This is a genomic window from Actinoplanes lobatus (assembly GCF_014205215.1).
Lineage (GTDB): Bacteria > Actinomycetota > Actinomycetes > Mycobacteriales > Micromonosporaceae > Actinoplanes > Actinoplanes lobatus.
Genome location: NZ_JACHNC010000001.1, coordinates 5501525 through 5521092 on the forward strand (window position 1 = coordinate 5501525; position 19568 = coordinate 5521092).

Here is a 19568-nt window from a genome sequence, read left to right on the forward strand (position 1 = left end):
TTCGCGGATGTGCGACTCGACTGGCCGGACTGCGGCAATGCCCGTGACCTGGGCGGCACTCCCACCCGTGACGGCGGGCGGGTCCGTGCCGGCGCGCTGATCCGTTCCGACAGCCATGCCCGGATGACCGCCGCCTCGGTCGGCGTGCTGCGCGGCCACGGTCCCGGGCTGATCCTGGATCTGCGCTGGGTTCATGAATGCGACAGTGCGCCGAGCCCGTTCGCGGCCGATCCGGTCTACCGGAACGTGCCCCTGCTTCCCGATCCGATGGACTACGAGGTTCCCGACCACACGTACGTGCCGATGCTCGATCACAACGGCGAGCGCGTCGCCCGCGCCGTCCACGAGATCGCCGTCGCTCCACCGGGCGCTGTGGTGATCCACTGCCACGGTGGACGGGACCGGACCGGCCTTCTGGTGGCCCTCCTGCTCGGCATCGCCGGGGTGGACGCCGACGTGATCGCGGCCGACTTCGCCCGGACCCCGGGAACCGATCCCGCCGCCATGCGCGACACTCTCACGTACGCCGACGCCCGCTACGGCGGAATGGTGCCCTACCTGCTTCTTCACGGTGTCCCGCCGGCGGAGGTCACCGCGATCCGCCATCGTCTGGTGGACCGCTGAAACCCGTCACGCCGCGTCAGGAGCAGCCGCAGAAGCCGAGTCGAAGTCGCGGCCACGGCCGGACGCGTTCGCGTACCACTCGTTGATCGACTCCGCCATGGATCCCCCAAGCCATGCTGATGTGCCGCACCTCGGACGCTACGGGGCCTTCAGCGGCACGCGCATGATCTACAAAGGCAGTGGATCATCAGACGGTCGGTCGGCTCCAGTGGAGGGTGAGGCCGTGCACGGCCCGCTCGGTACGGATCTCCATGGCCGACCCCAGGATGGTCGCCCGGTCCACCACCAGGGCCGAGTCGTCCAGCCCGTACGAGATCCGCTCGGACATCAGCACCGGCTCGCCGGGGGAGCGGCGCAGCAGCGTGGCCGCCGGTTCCTCCAGCAGAGCGGGCCGCACCACCTCGGACGCCCGCCGGACGCCGATGCCGTACTCGGCCAGCGCCGCGTAGAGCGAGGTGCCGCTCAGGTCGGCGCCGGCCAGGACGGTGCCGCGGATCCACGAGAGCTGGTGGACGGCGGGACGCCCGGCGACCAGCCGCAGCCGTTCGAGGCGGACCGCGGGGCCGTCGCCGAGGACCGTGCCGGCCCAGTCCGGGGGTGTTCCGGTGTCCTGGCCGAGGATCTCGGTGGTCACCGTCTGCCCCTGGGCGCGCAGGTCCTCGGCGAAGCCGCGCAGGGAGTCGAGTGTGTACGTCGCCCGCGGTGAGAACACGAACGTCCCCCGTCCGGCCTGCTGGGAGAGCAGCCCCTCGTCCTCCAGCCGCTTCAGCGCCTGCCGCAGCGTGGCCAGCGTGACCCCGTAGCGGGCGCTGAGCTCCTTCTGCGGCGGCAGCGCGGAGCCCGGCGGCAGCTCCCCAGCGCGGATCTTGCTGCTCAGGTCAGCCGCGATCACCTGATACTTCGGCGTGCGCGTGGTCAGCGGGCACCTCCTGGTCGGCCTGGTCGACGGCGGCCCGCAGCGCGGCGACGTCGTCCAACAGCTCGCCGGGTGTGGCCCCGTCCAGAACCCTACGCATCAGGGCGGAGGCGACGACCACCCCGTCCCCGGCCCGGGCCGCGGTGGTGGCGTGTTCCGGACGGGAGATGCCGAAGCCGATCAGCACCGGCAGATCGGTGACCGCCTTGATCCGGGCGGCGAGCGGCGCGGCGGTGCCGGCCAGTTCGTCCCGCTCGCCGGTGGTGCCCAGCACGCTGACCGCGTAGACGAAGCCCCGGCTGCGCGCGGCGATCTCGGCGAGCCGCTCCGGCGGGGTGACCGGGGCGGCCAGAAGGACCAGGTCGACCCCGGCCGCCTCGGCCGCGGCGGAGAGACCGTCGGCCTCGTCGACCGGCACGTCCGGCACGATCAGCCCGGAGACGCCCGCCTCGGCCAGCCGCCGGCAGAACACCTCGGGACCGTCACTGAAGACCAGGTTCGCATAGGTCATCGCGAACAGCGGAACGGTGATCCGGTCGCGCACGGCGGCCAGGTCGGCCAGGATTGCGTCGACCGTGGCGCCACGGCGCAGCGCCCGGTCGGAGGCCTGCTGAATGGTCGTGCCGTCGAGCATCGGATCGGAGAACGGCAGGCCGATCTCGATGGCATCGGCCCCGGCCTCCTGATAGGCGAGCAGGTAGTCGGTCCAGTCCTCGGTGATGCCGCCGGTCAGATAGGGGTAGAGCCGCTTCATGCGGCACCTCCAGTCGGTAGAGGAAGCACGCGGCGGTGCCGCGCGGGAATGTGGGTCTCGCGGATGAGCCGCCGGCCGGGGCCGGCCCTGATCAGTGGGCGACGAACACAGGGCGGCGGGGGCCGGGGAGAACGCCCGTCAGCGACGAGCCGGGACGACCGGCGTTGCGGTCGAACCCGTGCCCGGGACGACCGGGGAAGTGCCGTCCCGAAAGTGAGGCGGATCGTGAGGGAGGGGCGACCGGGATGCGACGCCGGCGGGATCACTCGGTGACGCCGGCCAGGGTGGCCATGTCCTTGTCGCCGCGGCCGGAGAGGGTGAGCAGCACAGTGGAGCCGGCCGGCAGCTCGGGTGTGCCGGCGGCGCGGAGCACCCAGGCGACCGCGTGCGCCGACTCCAGGGCGCAGATGATGCCCTCGGCGCGGGCCAGGCGGCCGAGCGCGGCGACCGCCTCGTCGTCGGTGACGGTCGCGTACTCCGCGCGGCCGGTGGCGCCGAGATGGGCGTGCTCGGGGCCGATGCCGGGGTAGTCCAGTCCGGCGGAGATGGACTCGGCCTCCAGGATCTGGCCCTGGTCGTCCTGGAGCAGCATCGAGCGGTAGCCGTGGACGATGCCGGGCCGGCCGTGGGTCATGGCGGCCCCGCCGGCGGCCTCCACACCGACCAGCCGCGCCCGGGTGTCGGCGAACCCGGCGAACGTGCCGGCCGCGTTGGAGCCGCCGCCCACACAGGCCACCACCACATCGGGCTGAACCGCGGCCTGGGCCCGGGCCTCCTCGCCGATCACCCGCTGGAACTGGCGGACCAACCACGGGTACGGATGCGGGCCCGCCGTCGAGCCGAGGCAGAAGTGCGCCTCCTCGACGGCGGCCACCCAGCCGCGCATGGCCTCGTTGGTGGCGTCCTTCAGCGTGCGGCTGCCGGCGGTGACCGGGATGACCTCGGCGCCGAGCAGCTCCATGCGGAAGACGTTGAGCCGCTGCCGGGCCATGTCGCGCTCGCCCATGTAGATGGTCGCGCGCATGCCGAACAGGGCGGCCGCGGTCGCGGTGGCCACGCCGTGCTGACCGGCGCCGGTCTCGGCGATCAGGCGGGTCTTGCCCATCCGCTGGGCGAGCAGCGCCTGCCCGAGGACGTTGTTGATCTTGTGGGACCCGGTGTGTGCCAGATCCTCCCGCTTGAGCATCAGGGTGATGCCCAGGTCGGCGGAGAGCGTGGTGGCCGGGGTCAGCGCGGTGGGCCGCCCGGCGTAGACGGAGCGCAGCTCGGCGAGGCGCTCGTGGAAGGTGGCATCGGCCCAGGCCTCCCGGAAGGCCGTCTCCAGCGCCGCGCACGCCGGGACGAGGGACTCGGGCACGTAGCGCCCGCCGAAATCACCGAAGCGGCCGCCGGTGGGAGGGGCCATCGATTCGAGCACGGTCATCACCATCTCCTAGAGTTCTAGAACTCTTGCCACTCCAGTCTGCCATGAACGCGGCGAGAGTTCTATAACTGTAGGCGGGTGCAAACGGAAGAACGCCCCGGCAGCGTGCACCGGGGCGTTCTGCGTGTAGCTGACTACTTGGCGGCCGCCGCGTACAGCGCCTCCGGCGAGACCAGCCCGCCGAGCACCCGTCCGTCGTCGGTCAGCAGCACGCTGAACAGCGAGCTGCGGAGCAACCGGCCCTTGCCCCAGGACCCCTCGACCTTCTCCAGGGTGCCGAGGAACTGCTCGGCGACCTGACCCGCCTGAGTTTCCTCAGGCGAGGAGGAAGAGGACTTGGCGCCCTCCAGTTCGTCGAGCACCGGCGCCTTCCCGACCACGATCGTCGTCCAGCCCTCGCCGATGACCTTGACGCCGTCGCCGGCCGGAGAACCGGCCGGAGCGCCGGGAACGGACGGCTTGGCCGGAACACCAGGAGCGCCCGGAACCGCCTTGCCGGAGTGGTCGGCGATGCCACCCTCACTGACCTTCGCACCCGGCGGCGGGTTGAAGCTGAACTGGTCGTCCGCCGGAACCTCGAAGGTGATCTGCTCGAACGCCACCCGGAACGCGGGCTTGCTGGTGTTCTTCGCGTAGACGTCCACCCGCAGCGGGATGTGCTGCTCGGCGTCGATCGCCAGGCGCACCTGCCCGACCAGCGACGCGGTGTCCCGCGGGCTGAGCACCAGCTCGTACGCGTCCCGCCCGGCCACCTCGGCGGCGCCGGTCGTCTCCACCTTGGTGCTCTCGTCGATCGCGGCGAGTGCGGCCTCGGCGGCCTCCTGCGGCGTCGCCGGGAGCCCGGCCGGCGCCTTGTCCGGCTTCCCGCCCACGTCGGCGGGGAGCTTCACGTGCGTACCGGTGTTGTCCTTGCTGCTCCAGATCCACACGTCGGAACCGTTGCGGATCACGTCGGTCTCGCCGCTCGTGCCGAGCAGCGCGAACCGTGCCTTGTCCTCTCCCGCGTACCAGACGCGGGCGGTGTTGCTCCCGGCGATCAGGCTGGTCAGGTTGCCGCCACCGCCGGAGACGTTGCCGAGCAGCCCCGCGATGCCCGGAAGCCCCAGGTCGGCGCTCTGCACCAGGGTGCCGGACAGACCTTGCGGATCGGCGCTCTGCAGGTCGACGAGCAACTGTGCGGCACTGCGCTCCGGCAGTGCCGGGTCGGCGTTCGCCACGATCGTCCCGGCCGCTGCGCCGCCCCCGATGACCGCCACCGCCGCAGCCGACGGGACCAGCCAGCGCAGCGCCGGCCTGGACCTCAACACGGACACGATGTCCACCTCCCGAATCTCTGGGGCAATCGTGCATCGGGGCCGCTGTGATCCCGCTGAGAAGCTCCCCTAGGGGTTCGACGCCGATATAGCGTTATATGAGACATAGGGGGAATTCATGGCTTCCTATCGGGGGCGTCCACTGCCCCGGCCCGACGAGGACATTCTCCACCAGGGTCTGGCCTTCGACCTGGCCACCATGCGCCGCCGTCAGGCGCTGCGCGTCCTCGGGCTGGGCGCGGTCGCCCTCGGGCTCGGCGGCTGCGGCGACGACGAGGAGACGCCGAGCACCGAGACCGACACGGTGATCGGCGAGATCCCCGACGAGACCGCCGGGCCCTACCCGGGCGACGGCTCGAACGGGCCCGACGTGCTGACCCGGAGCGGCGTGGTCCGCAGCGACATCCGGTCCAGCTTCGGCAGCTCGACCACCCGTGCCGAGGGCATCCCGATGACCCTCACCCTGGCCGTCCAGGATCTGGCCGGCGGCGGCGCCCCCTTCGCCGGCGTGGCCGTCTACGTCTGGCACTGCGACCGGTCCGGCCGCTACTCGCTCTACTCCGAGGGCATCACCGGCGAGAACTACCTGCGCGGCGTCCAGATCGCCGACGACGGTGGCGAGGTGACCTTCACCAGCATCTTCCCGGCCTGCTACACCGGCCGGTGGCCACACATTCACTTCGAGGTCTACCCCGACCAGGCGAGCATCTCCGATGCCTCGAACGCCATCGCCACGTCGCAGGTCGCGCTTCCGGAGAACATCTGCGAGGAGGCATACACCCAGACCGGGTACGAGGCCTCGGTCACCAATCTCGCCCAGGTCTCGCTGGACACCGACAACGTGTTCGGCGACGATTCCGGCGCGCTCCAGCTGGCCACCGTGACCGGCGACGCGATGAGCGGGTACACGGTCACCCTCGAGGCCGGCGTGGACACCACGACCACCCCGACCGGCGGCCGGCTCACCGGCGACGGCGCCCCGTCCGGAGCGCCACCGGGTGGCCCACCGCCCAGCGGAGGGCCGGGCGGGCCGGGTGGGCCACCGCCGAGCCGCTGAGAGGTCGCTGAGAGTCCCTGACAATCGCGTGCCCCGGCATGCCAAGGTGTGGGGGTGCGGTTGCTGGTGGTGGAGGACGAGGCGCGGTTGGCCGCCGCGCTACGGCGTGGCCTGCAGGCCGAGGGCTTCGCGGTGGACATCGCCGCCGACGGCCAGGACGGTCTCGAGATGGCCCGCCATGGTGGGTACGACGCGATGATCCTGGACGTGATGCTGCCCCGCCTCTCCGGCTACCGGGTGGTGCGCCAGCTGCGCGCCGAGCGGCACTGGCTGCCGGTGCTCATGCTGAGCGCCAAGGACGGGGAGTACGACCAGGCCGACGGCCTCGACTGCGGCGCCGACGACTACCTGACCAAGCCTTTCTCGTACGTCGTGCTGTTGGCCCGTCTCCGCGCCCTGCTGCGCCGCGGCGCCCAGGCCCGTCCCGTCGTGCTCGCGTTCGGTGATGTCGAGTTGGATCCGGCGGAACGCCGGGTCCTGGTCCGCGGCGACGAGGTGACCCTGACAGCCCGCGAGTTCGCCCTGCTGGAGTACCTGATGCGCCATCCCGGCCAGGTCGTCTCCAAGACCGAGCTGCTCGACCATGTGTGGGATGCCGCGCTCGAGACCGCGCCGAACGCGGTCGAGGTCTACGTCGGCTACCTGCGCCGCAAGATCGGCCGGGAGCGGCTGGAGACGGTCCGCGGCGCCGGCTACCGGCTGGCGACAGTCGAGTAGACGATGCAACGCGTCAAGGAGCTGAGCCTGCGGGCACGGCTGCTGCTCGTCTCCCTCGCCGGCCTCGTCTTCGGCCTGTCCGCCGGCGCCGTCCTGCTGATCGCGGTCCTGGGATATGCCCAGGTCCGCTCGGTGCAGAGCGAGGCGATGGCCACCGCCCGCGGCGTGGCCGCGCTCGTGGACCAGGGCGCGCTGCCGAACCCGATCCCGGTCACCCCGGGCGTCCAGGTGCAGGTCATCGACGACGACAACAGGGTGCTGGCGTCGTCGGCCACCGCCGACGACCTCACCCCCATGCTCGGCGCCGCGGAGCTCGCCCACCTGCGCGACGGCGAGGGCCGGCAGATCCCTGGCTACCTGATTCACGACCAGGGCGAGGCCCGTGTCGTTCAGCTCACCGCCGGCCCGCCGACCGCGCCCGTCCGCATCCTGGTGGCCCGTTCCATCGACCACGTGACGCAGAACCTGCACATCCTGCGGATCACCCTGCTGATCCTGTTCCCGCTGCTGGCCGCGTTGCTGGCGGCCGGCCTGTGGCGGGCGCTCGGCGCGGCGCTGCGGCCGGTCGACGCGCTGCGGGCCGGCGCCGAGGAGATCACCGGCGGCACCCGGGCCGGCCGGCTGCCGGTGCCGGACTCCCGCGACGAGGTCCACCGGCTGGCCGTGACGCTCAACGACATGCTGCACCGGCTCGACGCGGCCCGCGCACGGCAGCGCGCGTTCGTCGCCGACGCCGCGCACGAGCTGCGCAGCCCGCTCACCAACATCCGTACCGAACTGGAGGTCGCGCAGCACCTGCCGGACGACACCGACTGGCCGGCGCTCACCGATGATCTTCTGGCCGACGTGCAGCGACTGTCCCGCCTGGTCGACGACCTGCTGCTGCTGGCCCGCTCGGACGAGGGCGTGCCCGCCACCCGTCTCGAGGAGATCGATCTCGCCCAGTTCGTCGGCGAGGCGGCGCTGCGCTACCCCGATGTGGAATACCGGGATCCGGGCACGCCGCTGCCCACGCTCGCCGAGCCGGACGCGCTGGCCCGGGTGGTGACCAACCTGCTGGACAACGCGGAGCGGCACAAACGCGAGAAGGTGACGGTCAGTGTCTCGGCCGGCGGCGGGCACCTGCTCATCGTGGTCACCGACGACGGCCCCGGCATCCCGGAACACGACCGGGAGCGGGTGTTCCAGCGCTTCACCCGCCTCGACGACGCCCGGGCCCGCGACGCGGGCGGCTCCGGCCTCGGCCTCGCCATCGTCCGCGAGCTGGTCCGCCGGCATCGCGGTTCGGTCACCCTCGGCGACAATCACCCCGGTCTCCGGGTCGAGGTACGCCTACCGAAAGCGTGACCACCCGCGTTACCCTTCCGCGGCGAGTTCGGTGAGGGGTGGGGAAGTCATGAGGTCCCGGGTCTGGCACGGCGCCCTCGCCGTGATCGTGTTCGCGTCGCTGGTCACCCAGATCGTGCTGACCGCCACCGACACCGCCCCGCACGCCGGGCCGCCCGTGTACGAGCCGGCGTTCACCCGCTTCGAGCGCCTGTTCAGCTACTTCACCATCCAGAGCAACCTGCTTCTGCTGATCGCCGTGACGGCCCTCGCCGTGGACCCGCGCCGCGACGGCCGGGTGTGGCGGGTGATCCGCCTCGACGCCATGCTCGGCATCGTGATCACCGGCATCGTCTACGGCACGATCCTGGCCGGCCAGGTCGAACTGCACGGCGCCGCCTACCTGTCCAATCTGGGCTTCCACTACATCGCCCCGTGGGCGGCCCTGCTCGGCTGGCTCCTGTTCGGCCCGCACCAGCGCATCGACGCCCGCACCATGGCGTGGGCGGCCCTGTGGCCCCTGCTGTGGATCACCTACACCCTGGCCCACGGCGCCGCCACCGACTGGTACCCGTACCCGTTCTCCGATGTGACCGTGCTCGGCTACCCGGCCGTGCTGATCAATCTGGGCGTGGTCGTGCTGATCGCGGTCCTGCTCGGGGCGGTGCTGCGGCTGCTCGACACCCGCCTCCCGTTCCGGCCGCCGGCCGGGGCCGTCGCCGACCGGGAGAACAGCGCCGGCCGCTAGAGATCCTTCGTGGGCGGCAAGGATCTGCTACGTGGCCGCCCGGCGGGTGCTGCCATGGAGCATCTTCTTGTCATTGTTCGGTCCGTGCGCGTCTACCTAACGTGAGGTGATCGACAAGGAGGTGTCTGTGCCCGAAACACAGGAGATTCAGCGGTTCCCGTTCCCCACGGCGTTGCCGGCGGAGCCCGCCCCACGATATGCGGAACTGCGGAACACGGAGCCCGTCTCGCCCGTGCTGCTGCCGACCGGGCACGCGGGCTGGGTGGTCACCCGCTACGACGACGTCCGGGCGGTCTGCACCGATGCGCGGTTCAGCAAGCAGGCGGTCACCGAGCCCGGTGCGCCGCGCCTTCTGCCGATCTTCCAGGAGCTCAGGTCCATCGTGGTGATGGACGCGCCGGAGCACACCCGGCTGCGCAAGCTGGTGGTGAAGGCGTTCAGTGCCCGGCGGGTGGAGAGCCTCCGGCCGTACATGCGGCAGGTGACCGAGGAGCTGATCGCGGCGATGACCGCGGGGCCGCCGGAGGCCGATGTGGTCGCCGCGGTGGCCATGCCGCTGCCGATCAAGGTCATCTGCGAGTTGCTGGGGGTGCCGTTCCAGGACCGTGAGCAGTTCCGGATCTGGGGCGACGCGGTCGTCGGCCTCTCCGGCTCGGCGGGCGGCCCGGACGCGGTGAAGGAGGCGGCCGTCCAGCTGTTCGGCTACCTCGACGCGCTGATCGACAGCAAGCGCCGTACGCCGGCCGATGACCTGCTCACCGCCCTGCTGGCCGCGCACGAGGCGGACGACCGGCTGTCCGCCGAGGAGTTGCGGGTCTTCGCGCTCACGCTGCTGATGGCCGGCTACCACACCACGGCGAGCGCGATCAGCCAGGCGCTGTTCCATCTGCTGCGCCGGCCGGAGAGCTACCGTTCGCTGGTGGGCGCGCCGGGCGACGTGCTGGACCGGGCGCTGGAGGAGCTGCTGCGCTACAGCCAGGTGGCCAACGGGCTGGGCGCGATGCGGATCGCGCTGGAGGACGTGGAGCTGTCCGGTGTGCTCATCCGCAAGGGCGACGCGGTGGTGCCGGCGTTCGGATCGGCCAACCGTGACGGCGCCGTCTTCCCCGACGCGGACCGGCTCGTCCTCGACCGGCAGGACAACCCGCACATCTCCTTCGGCGCCGGTATCCACTACTGTCTCGGCGCCCAGCTCGCCCGGGCGGAGATGCAGATCCTGCTGGCCACCCTCACCGAGCGGCTGCCGACCCTGTCCCTGGTGAACCCGGACGACCCGCTGACCTGGACCACTCCGGCCTTCCCCCGGCCCGCCGCGATGCTCGTGCGGTGGTGAGCCGGAGCCGGCCGGGCCGCGACGGCCCGGCCGGCTCCGCGGGCTACCGCCAGTCGCCCAGCATCTCGACGTGCACCAGGGCGCGCGCCGGCCGGCCACGGTACGTCCCGGTCGCGGTGGCCGCCCCCTCGTACACCCCGGACGCGGCACTGGTGCGCACGATCTCCTGCGCCCGGGGACGCGCGTCCACCACGAGACTGGTGTCGATCGACGGGATGCGCACCACCCATCGGGTCGGGAACCGCTTCCCGGTCACCGGGCTCGTCCAGAAGGCGCCCGCGTCCTCGGCGAGCGGCACCAGTTCGGCGACCTCGATGCGGCCGTCGGGGTGCAGCACGGTCGCGGCGTGGTCCTCGTCGACGGTGGAGTAGTTGTCCAGCAGCGCGATCCGGTCCCCGTTGTCCAGGGTGACGGCCATCCACGTCCACTTCTTGAACTTGGAGAAGTCGCCGGCGAAGTACTGGTGGTCCATCCACGCCGTACCGGTCACCGGGTATTTCGTTCCGTCCACGGTGAGTGTCCCGGCGGCGGCGAGGTACGGCAGCTCGATGTTGTAGGTGGTCGTGCCCCACAGCGGGATGAGCCCGGTGCCGCCGAAGTACAGCGCCGGCCCGGTGGCCCGGAGGCCGAGGTCGATGTCGGCGTTCGGCAGGACTCCGCGCAGTGACAGCGCGTCGAGTGTGCCGGTCAGCGACCCGGTCGGCATCTGCACCGCGATCTCCGACCCGGAGGCGCTGACCTGGTCCAGCGGAAAGCTGCTCCACTTCTGGTGGAAGGCGCCGGTGTTCAGGTCGGTGACGGCGATGTTGGTCTCCGCGGTGTTCTTACCGACGGTGAACGCCACCTGGTAGGCGAACTGGTGCGGGCCCGCGCACAGGTGGCCGACGAAATACCAGCCCTCCCAGCCGATCCCGGGGTGGGCGGCCAGGTCGCCGGGCAGTTTCGGGAATGTCGGGAAAGCGGGATCGGCGGGCACCGCGGTCGGTGCGGCGCCGGCCGTGCAGGCGATCCTCTTGAACGGATCGGCGGAGCTCTCTCCCGCGGCGGAACCGCGCACCGGTGCGAGCACGATCAGTGCGGCCACCCCTGATGCCGTAATTCTTCGCCAACTCTTGGCGTACCTCATGTCATTTCCTCCCCGTAGGCGTGCGGCAGCCCCGCACTTTTCGCGCGGCCTGCGGCAGATGAATCCATTGATGCGGCGCCGAATGCGCCCGGGCCAGGGTAGGAGCGGTGCCGGTGGACCGCCAATAGCAATTTACTGCCGGGTGCCATCGGGCCGTACCCGCACCGAACCGAACCCCGTACAAAACTCATTTCCGCATTGACGCTCGCCGAGCACGGCTAAAAGACTCGGGGCAACAACCCGGATTCATGGGAGTCCGCAATCGGGAGATGAGAACATGACCGCCACCTATCTCGAAGTGGCCGCCGCCACGGCCGCCGTCGATGTCGCGATCAGGAACTTCTTCATCGAACGCCGTGCCGAGGCCGCCGCGCTCGGACCGGACTTCGCGGTGATGGTCGGCGATCTGGAGAGTTTCGTGCTGCGCGGCGGCAAGCGCATCCGGCCGACCTTCGCCTGGCTGGGCTGGATCGGTGCGGGCGGGGACCCGGAGGGCCCGGGCGCCGAGGCGGTGCTGAGCGCCTGTTCCGGTTTCGAGCTGCTGCACGCGGCCGGCCTGATCCACGACGACATCATCGACGCGTCCCGGACCCGCCGGGGGCATCCCGCCGCGCACATCACGTACGCCGAACGGCACCGGGCGAGCCGTTTCTCCGGTGACTCGCAGATCTTCGGCACCGGCACCGCCATCCTGATCGGCGATCTGGCCCTGATCTGGGCCGACGTCCTGGTCCGGGGGTCCGGGCTGCCGGCCGACGCGCAGGCCCGGGTGTCGCCGGTGTGGTCCGCGGTGCGTTCCGAGGTGATGTACGGCCAGCTGCTCGACCTGATCAGCCAGGCCCGCGACGACGAGGACGTCGACGCGGCGCTGCGGGTGAACCGGTACAAGACGGCGTCGTACACGGTGGAACGTCCGTTGCAGTTCGGGGCGGCCATCGCCGGCGCCTCGCCCGATCTCATCGCGGCGTACCGGAGTTTCGGCGCCGGTCTGGGGATCGCGTTCCAGCTCCGCGACGACCTGCTCGGTGTCTTCGGCGATCCGGAGGTGACCGGCAAACCGTCCGGTGACGACCTGCGCGAGGGCAAGCGGACGGTGCTGCTCGCGACCGCGCTGAAGCTGGCCGACGAACAGGACCCGGAGGCCGCGGCCTTCCTGCGGGCGAGCGTCGGCACCGACATCTCCGAGGCGGACCTCGCCCGGATCCGCGCCGTCCTCGTCGACGTCGGCGCCGTCGAGCACACCGAACGGCAGATCACGCTGCGCACCGACGAGGCGGTGGCCGTGCTGGAGGCGAGCAGTGCCACGAGTCCCGCGAAACATCAGCTCGCCGAAATGGCGATCAAGGTGACGCAGCGGGCCCTGTGATGTCGTCGACGGATCTGGTCACCTTTCCCGGCCGCGGTGGCACGGGCGCCGACGCCGGCCGCCCCGGTGTCGGCCGCGCGCACGCCAAAGCCATCCTGCTCGGCGAGCACGCCGTCGTGTACGGCGCTCCGGCGCTGGTCATGCCGATGCCGGAGCTGACCGTGACGGTGCACGCGACACGGTTCGCGTGCCCGGGCGACGGCGCCGACAAGATCTCCTTCGCGATCGCCGGGCAGCATCCCGCACCGGTGACGCCACTGGTCACCGACGGCCTGCGGTACCTGGTGGAGAAGTTCAGGGAGAGGGCCGCCGTCACCGGGCGGATGTGCGCCGACGTGCTCATCGACTCCGGCATCCCGCAGGGCCGTGGGCTCGGCTCCAGCGCCGCGTGCGCCCGGGCGGCGGTGCTCGCCCTGGCGGACGCCTTCGGCCGCCCGCTCGACGCCGGCGCGGTCTACGACCTCGTGCAGGCGTCGGAGACGGTGGCGCACGGCCGGGCGAGCGGCATCGACGCGCTCGCCACCGGGGCGACGGCCCCGCTGCTCTTCCGCGGCGGCAGCGCCCGGGAGCTGCCGATCACCATGTCCGGGCCGCGGCCCGCCGACGGCGTCTTCGTGGTCGCGGACAGCGGCGCCGGGGGCAGCACCAAGGAGGCGGTGGAGCTGTTGCGGCACCGGTTCGAACAGGACGAACAGATCAAAGAAGCATTCGTACGCCGGGTGTCGGACCTGACCGTCGCGGCACTGCGCGATCTCGAGGCCGGCCGGCTCACCGGGTTCGGCGCCCACATGACCGAGAACCACCGGCTGCTCCGTGATCTCGGGATCAGCACGGCGCCGATCGACGCGATGGTCGAGGCGGCGCTGGCCGCCGGTGGCCTGGGCGCCAAGATCACCGGCGGTGGGCTGGGCGGCTGCATGATCGCGCTGGCCGGCGACCCGGGCCGGGCGGAAGCGGTCGCGCACGGCATCGAGGCGGCCGGCGCGGTGAGGACCTGGGTCGTACCGGTGGGGAGGGTTCGCCAGTCATGACCGTTGAAAATCAGTTGAAAGCCGCTGCCGCGACCGCGGTGGCCCATCCGAACATCGCGCTGATCAAGTACTGGGGCAAGAGCGACGAGCGCCTGATGATCCCGTACGTCGACAGCCTGTCGATGACCCTGGACATCCTCCCCACCGTCACCACCGTCCGGCTCGGCCCGGGGGAGCGGACCGATCAGGTCACGCTCGACGGCGCACCGGCCGAGGGCGACTTCCGGCAGCGCGTCGTCACCTTCCTGGACCTGCTGCGGGCGATGGCCGGGCGCGACGAGCGGGCCGTCGTCGACACCCGCAACGTCGTACCCACCGGGGCCGGGCTCGCCTCCTCGGCGAGCGGGTTCGCCGCGCTCGCCGTGGCGGGCGCCGCCGCGTACGGTCTCGATCCCGATCCCACCGCTCTCTCCCGGCTGGCACGGCGGGGCTCGGCGTCGGCCTCCCGGTCGATCTTCGGCGGCTTCGCGATCTGCCACGCCGGTCAGGGTGGCGGTGAGGCCGCCGACCGGAGTGCCTTCGCCGAGCCGGTGCCCGTCACCGGCCTGGACCCGGCACTGGTGATCGCGCTGGTCAACGCGGGTCCCAAGGCCGTGTCCAGCCGGGAGGCGATGCGGCGTACCGTCGCCACGTCACCGCTCTACCAGTCCTGGGCGGCGTCCAGCAAGATCGACCTGGCCGAGATGCGGGGCGCGCTGCACCGCGGCGATCTGGCGGCGGTGGGGGAGATCGCCGAGCGCAACGCGCTCGGCATGCACGCCACGATGCTGGCCGCACGCCCCGCGGTGCGATACCTGTCCGCGGACACCGTGACCGTGCTCGACAGCGTCCTGCGACTGCGGGCGGACGGCGTCGCGGCCTACGCGACCATGGACGCCGGACCGAACGTCAAGGTGCTCTGCCACCGGGCGGACGCCGGCCGGGTGGCCGACGCGGTGCGCGCCGCCGTACCGGACTGCTCGGTGCTCACCGCCGGTCCGGGGCCGGCCGCCGTGCTGCGGACGGAGGCCGGGCGGTGAGCGGCCCGCCCCCGGTCCGCTCGGACGCGCCGGGAAAGCTGTTCGTCGCGGGCGAGTACGCGGTGATGGAACCGGGCCATCCGGCGATCCTGATCGCCGTCGACCGGCAGGTGAGCGTCACCGTGTCCACACCGGACGGCGCCGACGTCGTGATCGACTCCGATCTGAACCCGGCCGAGACGCGACTGGAGCGGCGCGGTGGCGACCTCGTGGTGGCCGGCGCGGACACGGGGCAGAAATCCGAAGGGCTCGGCCACGTGCTGTCGGCGATCGGTGTGGTCGGCGAACTGCTGGCCGAACGCGGGTCGCGGATGCCCGCCGTGCACCTGTCGATCCGCAGCCGCCTGCACCGCGACGGCACCAAGTTCGGCCTGGGTTCGAGCGGCGCGGTCACGGTGGCGGTGGTGACGGCGGTGGCGTCGTACTGCGGCGTGGAGCTGTCCCCCGAACAGCGGTACCGGCTGGCGATGCTGGCGACGGCACGGCACGACGCCGGCTCGTCCGGGGGTGACCTGGCCGCCAGCGTGTGGGGCGGGTGGCTGGCGTACCACGCGCCGGACCGGGCCGTCGTCCTCGACATGGCCGGCCGGCGCGGTGTCGGGGAGATGCTGCGCAGCCCGTGGCCGGGTTTCTCGGTCCGCCGGCTGGAACCGCCGCGGGGACTGGCCCTGGAGGTGGGCTGGACGGGCCAGCCCGCCAGCACGTTCTCCCTGGCCCAGCGCCTGGGCTCGGGGCGCTGGCGGGGCAGCGCGGCGCAACGTGGCTTCCTGGCGCGCAGCGACGAGTGCGTACGGGCCGCGATCGGGGCCCTGGACCGGGGTGACGACCGGGAGCTGCTGGAGCACATCCGGGGCGCCCGCCGGGTGCTCGCCGAACTGGACGACGAGGTCCGGCTGGGCATCTTCACCCCCCGGCTCACGGCGCTGTGCGACGCCGCCGACGCCGTCGGTGGAGCGGCCAAACCGTCGGGCGCCGGCGGTGGCGACTGCGGCATCGCCCTGCTGGACGCCACCGCCAAACGGGAGATCTCACAGCTGCGGAAGGAATGGGTCGCCGCCGGGGTGCTGCCCATGCCGATCCATGTCCAGCCCACGAAGGGAAGCCCAGAATGATCGCCAACCGGAAGGACGACCACGTCCGTTTCGCCGCCGAGCAGCAGCGCCGCCCCGACGGGCACAACCAGTTCGACGACGTGTCCTTCGTCCACCACGCGCTGGCCGGCATCGACCGTACCGACGTCTCGCTGACCACCCGGTTCGGCGGCATCGAGTGGCCGGTCCCGCTGTACATCAACGCGATGACCGGCGGCAGCGCCAAGACCGGCCTCATCAACCGGGATCTCGCGATCGCCGCCCAGGAGACCGGGGTGCCCATCGCCACCGGGTCGATGAGCGCGTACTTCGCCGACGACGCGGTGGCGGACACGTTCAGCGTGATGCGCCGGGAGAACCCGAAGGGGTTCATCATCGCGAACGTCAACGCCAACGCCACCGTCGACAGGGCGCGCCGGGCGATCGACCTGATGGAGGCCGACGCACTCCAGATCCACCTGAACTCCATCCAGGAGACGGTGATGCCGGAGGGCGACCGCGCGTTCTCGTCGTGGGGGCCGCAGATCGGGAGGATCGTGGCCGGCGCCGGCGTACCGGTGATCGTCAAGGAGGTCGGCTTCGGGCTCAGCCGCGAGACCCTGGACCGGTTGCGGGATCTCGGCGTGACGGTGGCCGACGTCGCGGGCAGCGGCGGCACGAACTTCGCGCGGATCGAGAACGACCGGCGGGACCGGGCCGACTACTCCTTCCTCAACGGGTGGGGACAGTCCACCCCCGCCTGCCTGCTGGACGCCCAGGGCGCCGGCATCCCGGTGCTCGGCTCGGGCGGGGTACGCCACCCGCTCGACGTGGTACGCGCCCTGGCGCTCGGCGCCTCCGCCGTCGGAGCGTCCGGCCTGTTCCTCACCACCGTGCTCGACGGCGGCCCGCCCGCCCTGATCGCGCTGATCTCCGGATGGCTCGATCAGCTGAGATCCCTGATGACCGCGCTGGGCGCGCGGAACCCGGCGGAACTGACCCGGTGCGATGTGCTGATCAGCGACGGCCTGCGCGACTTCTGCGCCGACCGGGACATCGACATCCGCCGGCTCGCTACACGCTCCCGGTCGCACCGTGGCGACTCGGAGCCGATCGGAGGTACGCGATGAGCGACACGACATTGACCGCCAGTGTTCCCCTGCGGTGGGTGGGCCCGCTGCGCATCACCGGGAACGTGGGAGACATCGAGACGGAGGTCCCGCTCGCCACCTACGAGTCGCCGCTGTGGCCCTCGGTCGGCCGGGGCGCGAAGATCTCCCGGCTGGTCGGGCCGGGCATCGTCACCACCCTCGTCGACGAGCGCATGACCCGTTCGGTGCTGGTCCGGGCGGAGGACGCGCAGACCGCCTACCTGGCGGCGCTGGAGGTCGACGCCCGGCTCGACGAGCTGCGGGAGATCGTGCGCACCTGCGGCCGGTTCGTCGAGCTGATCGGCTTCCACCACGAGATCACCGCGCACCTGCTGTATCTCCGCTTCGACTTCACCACCGGCGACGCGTCCGGGCACAACATGGCGACGCTGGCCGCCGACGCGCTCCTCGCGCACATCCTCAAGACGATTCCGGGGATTTCGTACGGATCGATCTCGGGAAACTACTGCACCGACAAGAAGGCGACCGCGGTCAACGGCATCCTCGGCCGCGGCAAGAACGTCATCACCGAACTGACGATCCCGCGCGACATCGTCCGCGACAACCTGCACACGACGGCCGCCGCGATCGCCGAGCTCAACGTGCAGAAGAACCTGATCGGCACGCTGCTCGCCGGTGGTATCCGCTCGGCCAACGCGCACTACGCGAACATGCTGCTCGGGATCTATCTGGCGACCGGGCAGGACGCCGCCAACATCATCGAGGGCTCGCAGGGCGTGACGGTGGCCGAGGACCGGGACGGCGACCTCTACTTCTCCTGCACCCTGCCGAACCTGATCCTCGGCACCGTCGGCAACGGCAAGGGACTCGACTTCGTCGAGGAGAACCTGGCCCGGCTGGGCTGCCGGGAGGCGCGCGAGCCCGGTGAGAACGCCCGCCGGCTCGCGGTGATCACCGCGGCCACCGTGCTGTGCGGGGAACTGTCCCTGCTCGCGGCGCAGACCAACCCGGGTGAGCTGATGCAGGCGCACGTCCGGTTGGAGCGCGACACCAAGACCGCCAAGATCGGAGAGTAGCGATGTCCGCGGATTTCGCCATCGGCCTGCACGACTTCTCGGCAGCGACCGGCCAGTACGTTCTGACGCACGAGACGCTGGCCGCCGAGAACGGCGCCGACGTCGCCAAGTACCACAAGGGCATCGGCCAGCGGTCGATGAGCGTGCCCGCCGTCGACGAGGACATCGTGACGATGGCGGCCGCGGCGGCCGCGCCCGTCGTCGCCCGGCACGGCGCCGACCAGATCCGGACGGTCCTGTTCGCCACGGAGTCGTCCATCGACCAGGCGAAGGCCGCCGGCATCTATGTCCACTCGCTGCTGGGCCTGCCGGCCGGCGCCCGGGTCGTCGAGCTCAAGCAGGCCTGCTACAGCGGCACCGCCGCGCTCCAGTTCGCGCTCGGACTGGTCCACCGGGACCGTTCCGAGCAGGTCCTGGTGATCGCCAGTGACGTCTCGAAGTACGAGCGGGGCACGCCCGGCGAGGCCACCCAGGGGGCCGCCGCGGTGGCCATGCTGGTCAGCGCGGAGCCCGCGCTGATGCGGATCGAGAACCCCTCGGGCATGTTCACCGCCGACATCATGGACTTCTGGCGCCCGAACTACCGCACCACCGCCCTGGTCGACGGGCAGGAGTCCATCTCCGCCTACCTCCAGGCGGTGGAGGGCGCGTGGAAGGACTACACCGAGCGAGGGGGCCGCTCGCTCGACGAGTTCACCGCGTTCTGCTACCACCAGCCGTTCACGAAGATGGCCTACAAGGCACACCGGCACCTGCTCGACCACTGCGGGTACGACGTCGACGACGGCGAGATCACCCGGGCCATCGGCCAGACGACCGGCTACAACGCCGTCATCGGCAACAGCTACACCGCGTCGGTGTACCTCGCGCTCGCCTCGCTGCTCGACAACGCCGACGACCTGACCGACCGGACCGTCGGTTTCCTCAGCTACGGCTCCGGCAGCGTCGCCGAGTTCTTCGCCGGCACGGTGGTGCCGGGGTACCGCTCACACCTGCGTACCGACATGCACCGGGAGGCGATCGACCGGCGGCAGGAGATCGGCTACGCCAAGTACCGGGAGATCCATGACCATTCCTTCCCGGTCGACGGCGGGAACCACCCCGTGCCGAGGGAGACCACCGGCCCCTACCGCCTGGCCGGGATCGCCGGCCACAAGCGCCTCTACGAGCAGCGGTGACCGGGCGCCTTCGTCAGGAGCGGGCGGGCGCCTGCTCCGGCTGATCGATGAAGTGGTCGTGGGCCCAGCGGTCGAGCTCCTGCAACGCCGGCCGCAGCGCCGCGCCTTTGGCGGTCAACCGGTACTGAACGCCGAGCGGCGGGCCCTCCAGCACCTCACGCACCACCAGGCCGGACTCCGTCAACTCGGCGAGCCGGGCGGCCAGCATGCGCTCGCCGATGCCGGGAACCGCCTGGCGAAGCTGCCCGAACCGGGCGGGGCCGCCGAGCAGGATCGCCAGGATCAAGCCGTTCCACCGCTTGCCGAGCACGGCGAAGACCTGCGTCAGGGCGTCGCTGACGCTCTCGCACTCGTCATGACCGGCATCCACCCGCCCAGG

The 19568-nt window shown here is 71.6% G+C and carries 19 protein-coding genes; 13 read left to right on the forward strand and 6 right to left on the reverse strand.

Translation table 11 applies throughout. From position 1 onward, the window contains the following. The first annotated feature begins 9 nt into the window (after positions 1-9). Positions 10-624, forward strand: coding sequence for a tyrosine-protein phosphatase (locus BJ964_RS25235; RefSeq protein WP_229807342.1), 615 nt, complete (start codon positions 10-12; stop codon positions 622-624). Positions 625-811: 187 nt separating this feature from the next. On the opposite strand, the gene BJ964_RS25240 is transcribed toward BJ964_RS25235, so the two are convergent. The 4 genes from BJ964_RS25240 to BJ964_RS25255 form a co-directional block, all read right to left on the reverse strand. Beyond that, positions 812-1516: a GntR family transcriptional regulator gene (locus tag BJ964_RS25240; RefSeq protein ID WP_229807341.1), complete on the reverse strand. Its 705-nt coding sequence runs from the start codon at positions 1514-1516 to the stop codon at positions 812-814. Continuing rightward, a complete protein-coding gene (trpA, locus tag BJ964_RS25245) occupies positions 1503-2294 on the reverse strand; it encodes a tryptophan synthase subunit alpha (RefSeq protein WP_188122995.1) in 792 nt (263 codons plus the stop codon). The genes BJ964_RS25240 and trpA overlap by 14 nt, the downstream gene beginning before the upstream one ends. A gap of 262 nt (positions 2295-2556) precedes the next feature. Next, on the reverse strand, positions 2557-3717 hold the full coding sequence (gene trpB, locus BJ964_RS25250) for a tryptophan synthase subunit beta (RefSeq protein ID WP_188122996.1): 1161 nt from the start codon (positions 3715-3717) through the stop codon (positions 2557-2559). Between the two features lie 134 nt (positions 3718-3851). Continuing rightward, on the reverse strand, positions 3852-5030 hold the full coding sequence (locus BJ964_RS25255; RefSeq protein WP_188122997.1) for a LolA family protein: 1179 nt from the start codon (positions 5028-5030) through the stop codon (positions 3852-3854). Positions 5031-5148: 118 nt separating this feature from the next. Here BJ964_RS25255 and BJ964_RS25260 point away from each other — a divergent pair, with 118 nt between their 5' ends. The 5 genes from BJ964_RS25260 (at position 5149) to BJ964_RS49180 (ending at position 10211) form a co-directional block, all read left to right on the forward strand. Then, positions 5149-6087 (forward strand): intradiol ring-cleavage dioxygenase, encoded by a 939-nt coding sequence (locus BJ964_RS25260; RefSeq protein WP_188122998.1) that lies wholly within the window; start codon positions 5149-5151, stop codon positions 6085-6087. 54 nt (positions 6088-6141) lie between these two features. After that, entirely contained in the window at positions 6142-6804 is a 663-nt protein-coding gene (locus BJ964_RS25265) for a response regulator transcription factor (RefSeq protein ID WP_188122999.1), read from the forward strand. A 3-nt stretch (positions 6805-6807) separates the two neighbouring features. Beyond that, positions 6808-8151, forward strand: a complete 1344-nt coding sequence (locus BJ964_RS25270) for a sensor histidine kinase (protein ID WP_188123000.1) — start codon at positions 6808-6810, stop codon at positions 8149-8151. Between the two features lie 49 nt (positions 8152-8200). Beyond that, complete coding sequence (locus BJ964_RS25275; RefSeq protein WP_188123001.1) at positions 8201-8878, forward strand: Pr6Pr family membrane protein; 678 nt, start codon at positions 8201-8203, stop codon at positions 8876-8878. A 127-nt stretch (positions 8879-9005) separates the two neighbouring features. Beyond that, entirely contained in the window at positions 9006-10211 is a 1206-nt protein-coding gene (locus tag BJ964_RS49180; RefSeq protein WP_203832793.1) for a cytochrome P450, read from the forward strand. A gap of 43 nt (positions 10212-10254) precedes the next feature. On the opposite strand, the gene BJ964_RS25285 is transcribed toward BJ964_RS49180, so the two are convergent. Further along, positions 10255-11295: a lipocalin-like domain-containing protein gene (locus BJ964_RS25285; protein ID WP_188123002.1), complete on the reverse strand. Its 1041-nt coding sequence runs from the start codon at positions 11293-11295 to the stop codon at positions 10255-10257. A gap of 319 nt (positions 11296-11614) precedes the next feature. On the opposite strand from BJ964_RS25285, the gene BJ964_RS25290 reads away from it, so the two are divergent. Genes BJ964_RS25290 through BJ964_RS25320 form a run of 7 tightly spaced genes read left to right on the forward strand, consistent with a single transcriptional unit; the run spans position 11615 to position 19189 of the window. Then, positions 11615-12703, forward strand: coding sequence for a polyprenyl synthetase family protein (locus tag BJ964_RS25290; RefSeq protein ID WP_188123003.1), 1089 nt, complete (start codon positions 11615-11617; stop codon positions 12701-12703). Then, a complete protein-coding gene (gene mvk, locus BJ964_RS25295; RefSeq protein WP_188123004.1) occupies positions 12703-13734 on the forward strand; it encodes a mevalonate kinase in 1032 nt (343 codons plus the stop codon). Before BJ964_RS25290 ends, mvk begins: the two co-directional genes overlap by 1 nt. Beyond that, complete coding sequence (gene mvaD / locus BJ964_RS25300; RefSeq protein ID WP_188123005.1) at positions 13731-14753, forward strand: diphosphomevalonate decarboxylase; 1023 nt, start codon at positions 13731-13733, stop codon at positions 14751-14753. The genes mvk and mvaD overlap by 4 nt, the downstream gene beginning before the upstream one ends. Continuing rightward, positions 14750-15865, forward strand: a complete 1116-nt coding sequence (locus tag BJ964_RS25305; RefSeq protein WP_229807340.1) for a phosphomevalonate kinase — start codon at positions 14750-14752, stop codon at positions 15863-15865. Before mvaD ends, BJ964_RS25305 begins: the two co-directional genes overlap by 4 nt. After that, positions 15862-16953 carry a type 2 isopentenyl-diphosphate Delta-isomerase gene (gene fni / locus BJ964_RS25310; RefSeq protein ID WP_188123006.1) on the forward strand — a complete coding sequence of 364 codons (1092 nt, stop codon included), beginning with the start codon at positions 15862-15864 and terminating at the stop codon, positions 16951-16953. The genes BJ964_RS25305 and fni overlap by 4 nt, the downstream gene beginning before the upstream one ends. Continuing rightward, a complete protein-coding gene (locus BJ964_RS25315; protein ID WP_188123007.1) occupies positions 16950-18011 on the forward strand; it encodes a hydroxymethylglutaryl-CoA reductase in 1062 nt (353 codons plus the stop codon). The genes fni and BJ964_RS25315 overlap by 4 nt, the downstream gene beginning before the upstream one ends. A 2-nt stretch (positions 18012-18013) precedes the next feature. Next, positions 18014-19189: a hydroxymethylglutaryl-CoA synthase gene (locus BJ964_RS25320; RefSeq protein ID WP_188123008.1), complete on the forward strand. Its 1176-nt coding sequence runs from the start codon at positions 18014-18016 to the stop codon at positions 19187-19189. Between the two features lie 13 nt (positions 19190-19202). Here the strand turns inward: BJ964_RS25320 and BJ964_RS25325 are convergent, their stop codons facing one another. Then, on the reverse strand, positions 19203-19559 hold the full coding sequence (locus BJ964_RS25325) for a winged helix-turn-helix transcriptional regulator (protein ID WP_203832794.1): 357 nt from the start codon (positions 19557-19559) through the stop codon (positions 19203-19205). Between the last annotated feature and the right edge of the window lie 9 nt (positions 19560-19568).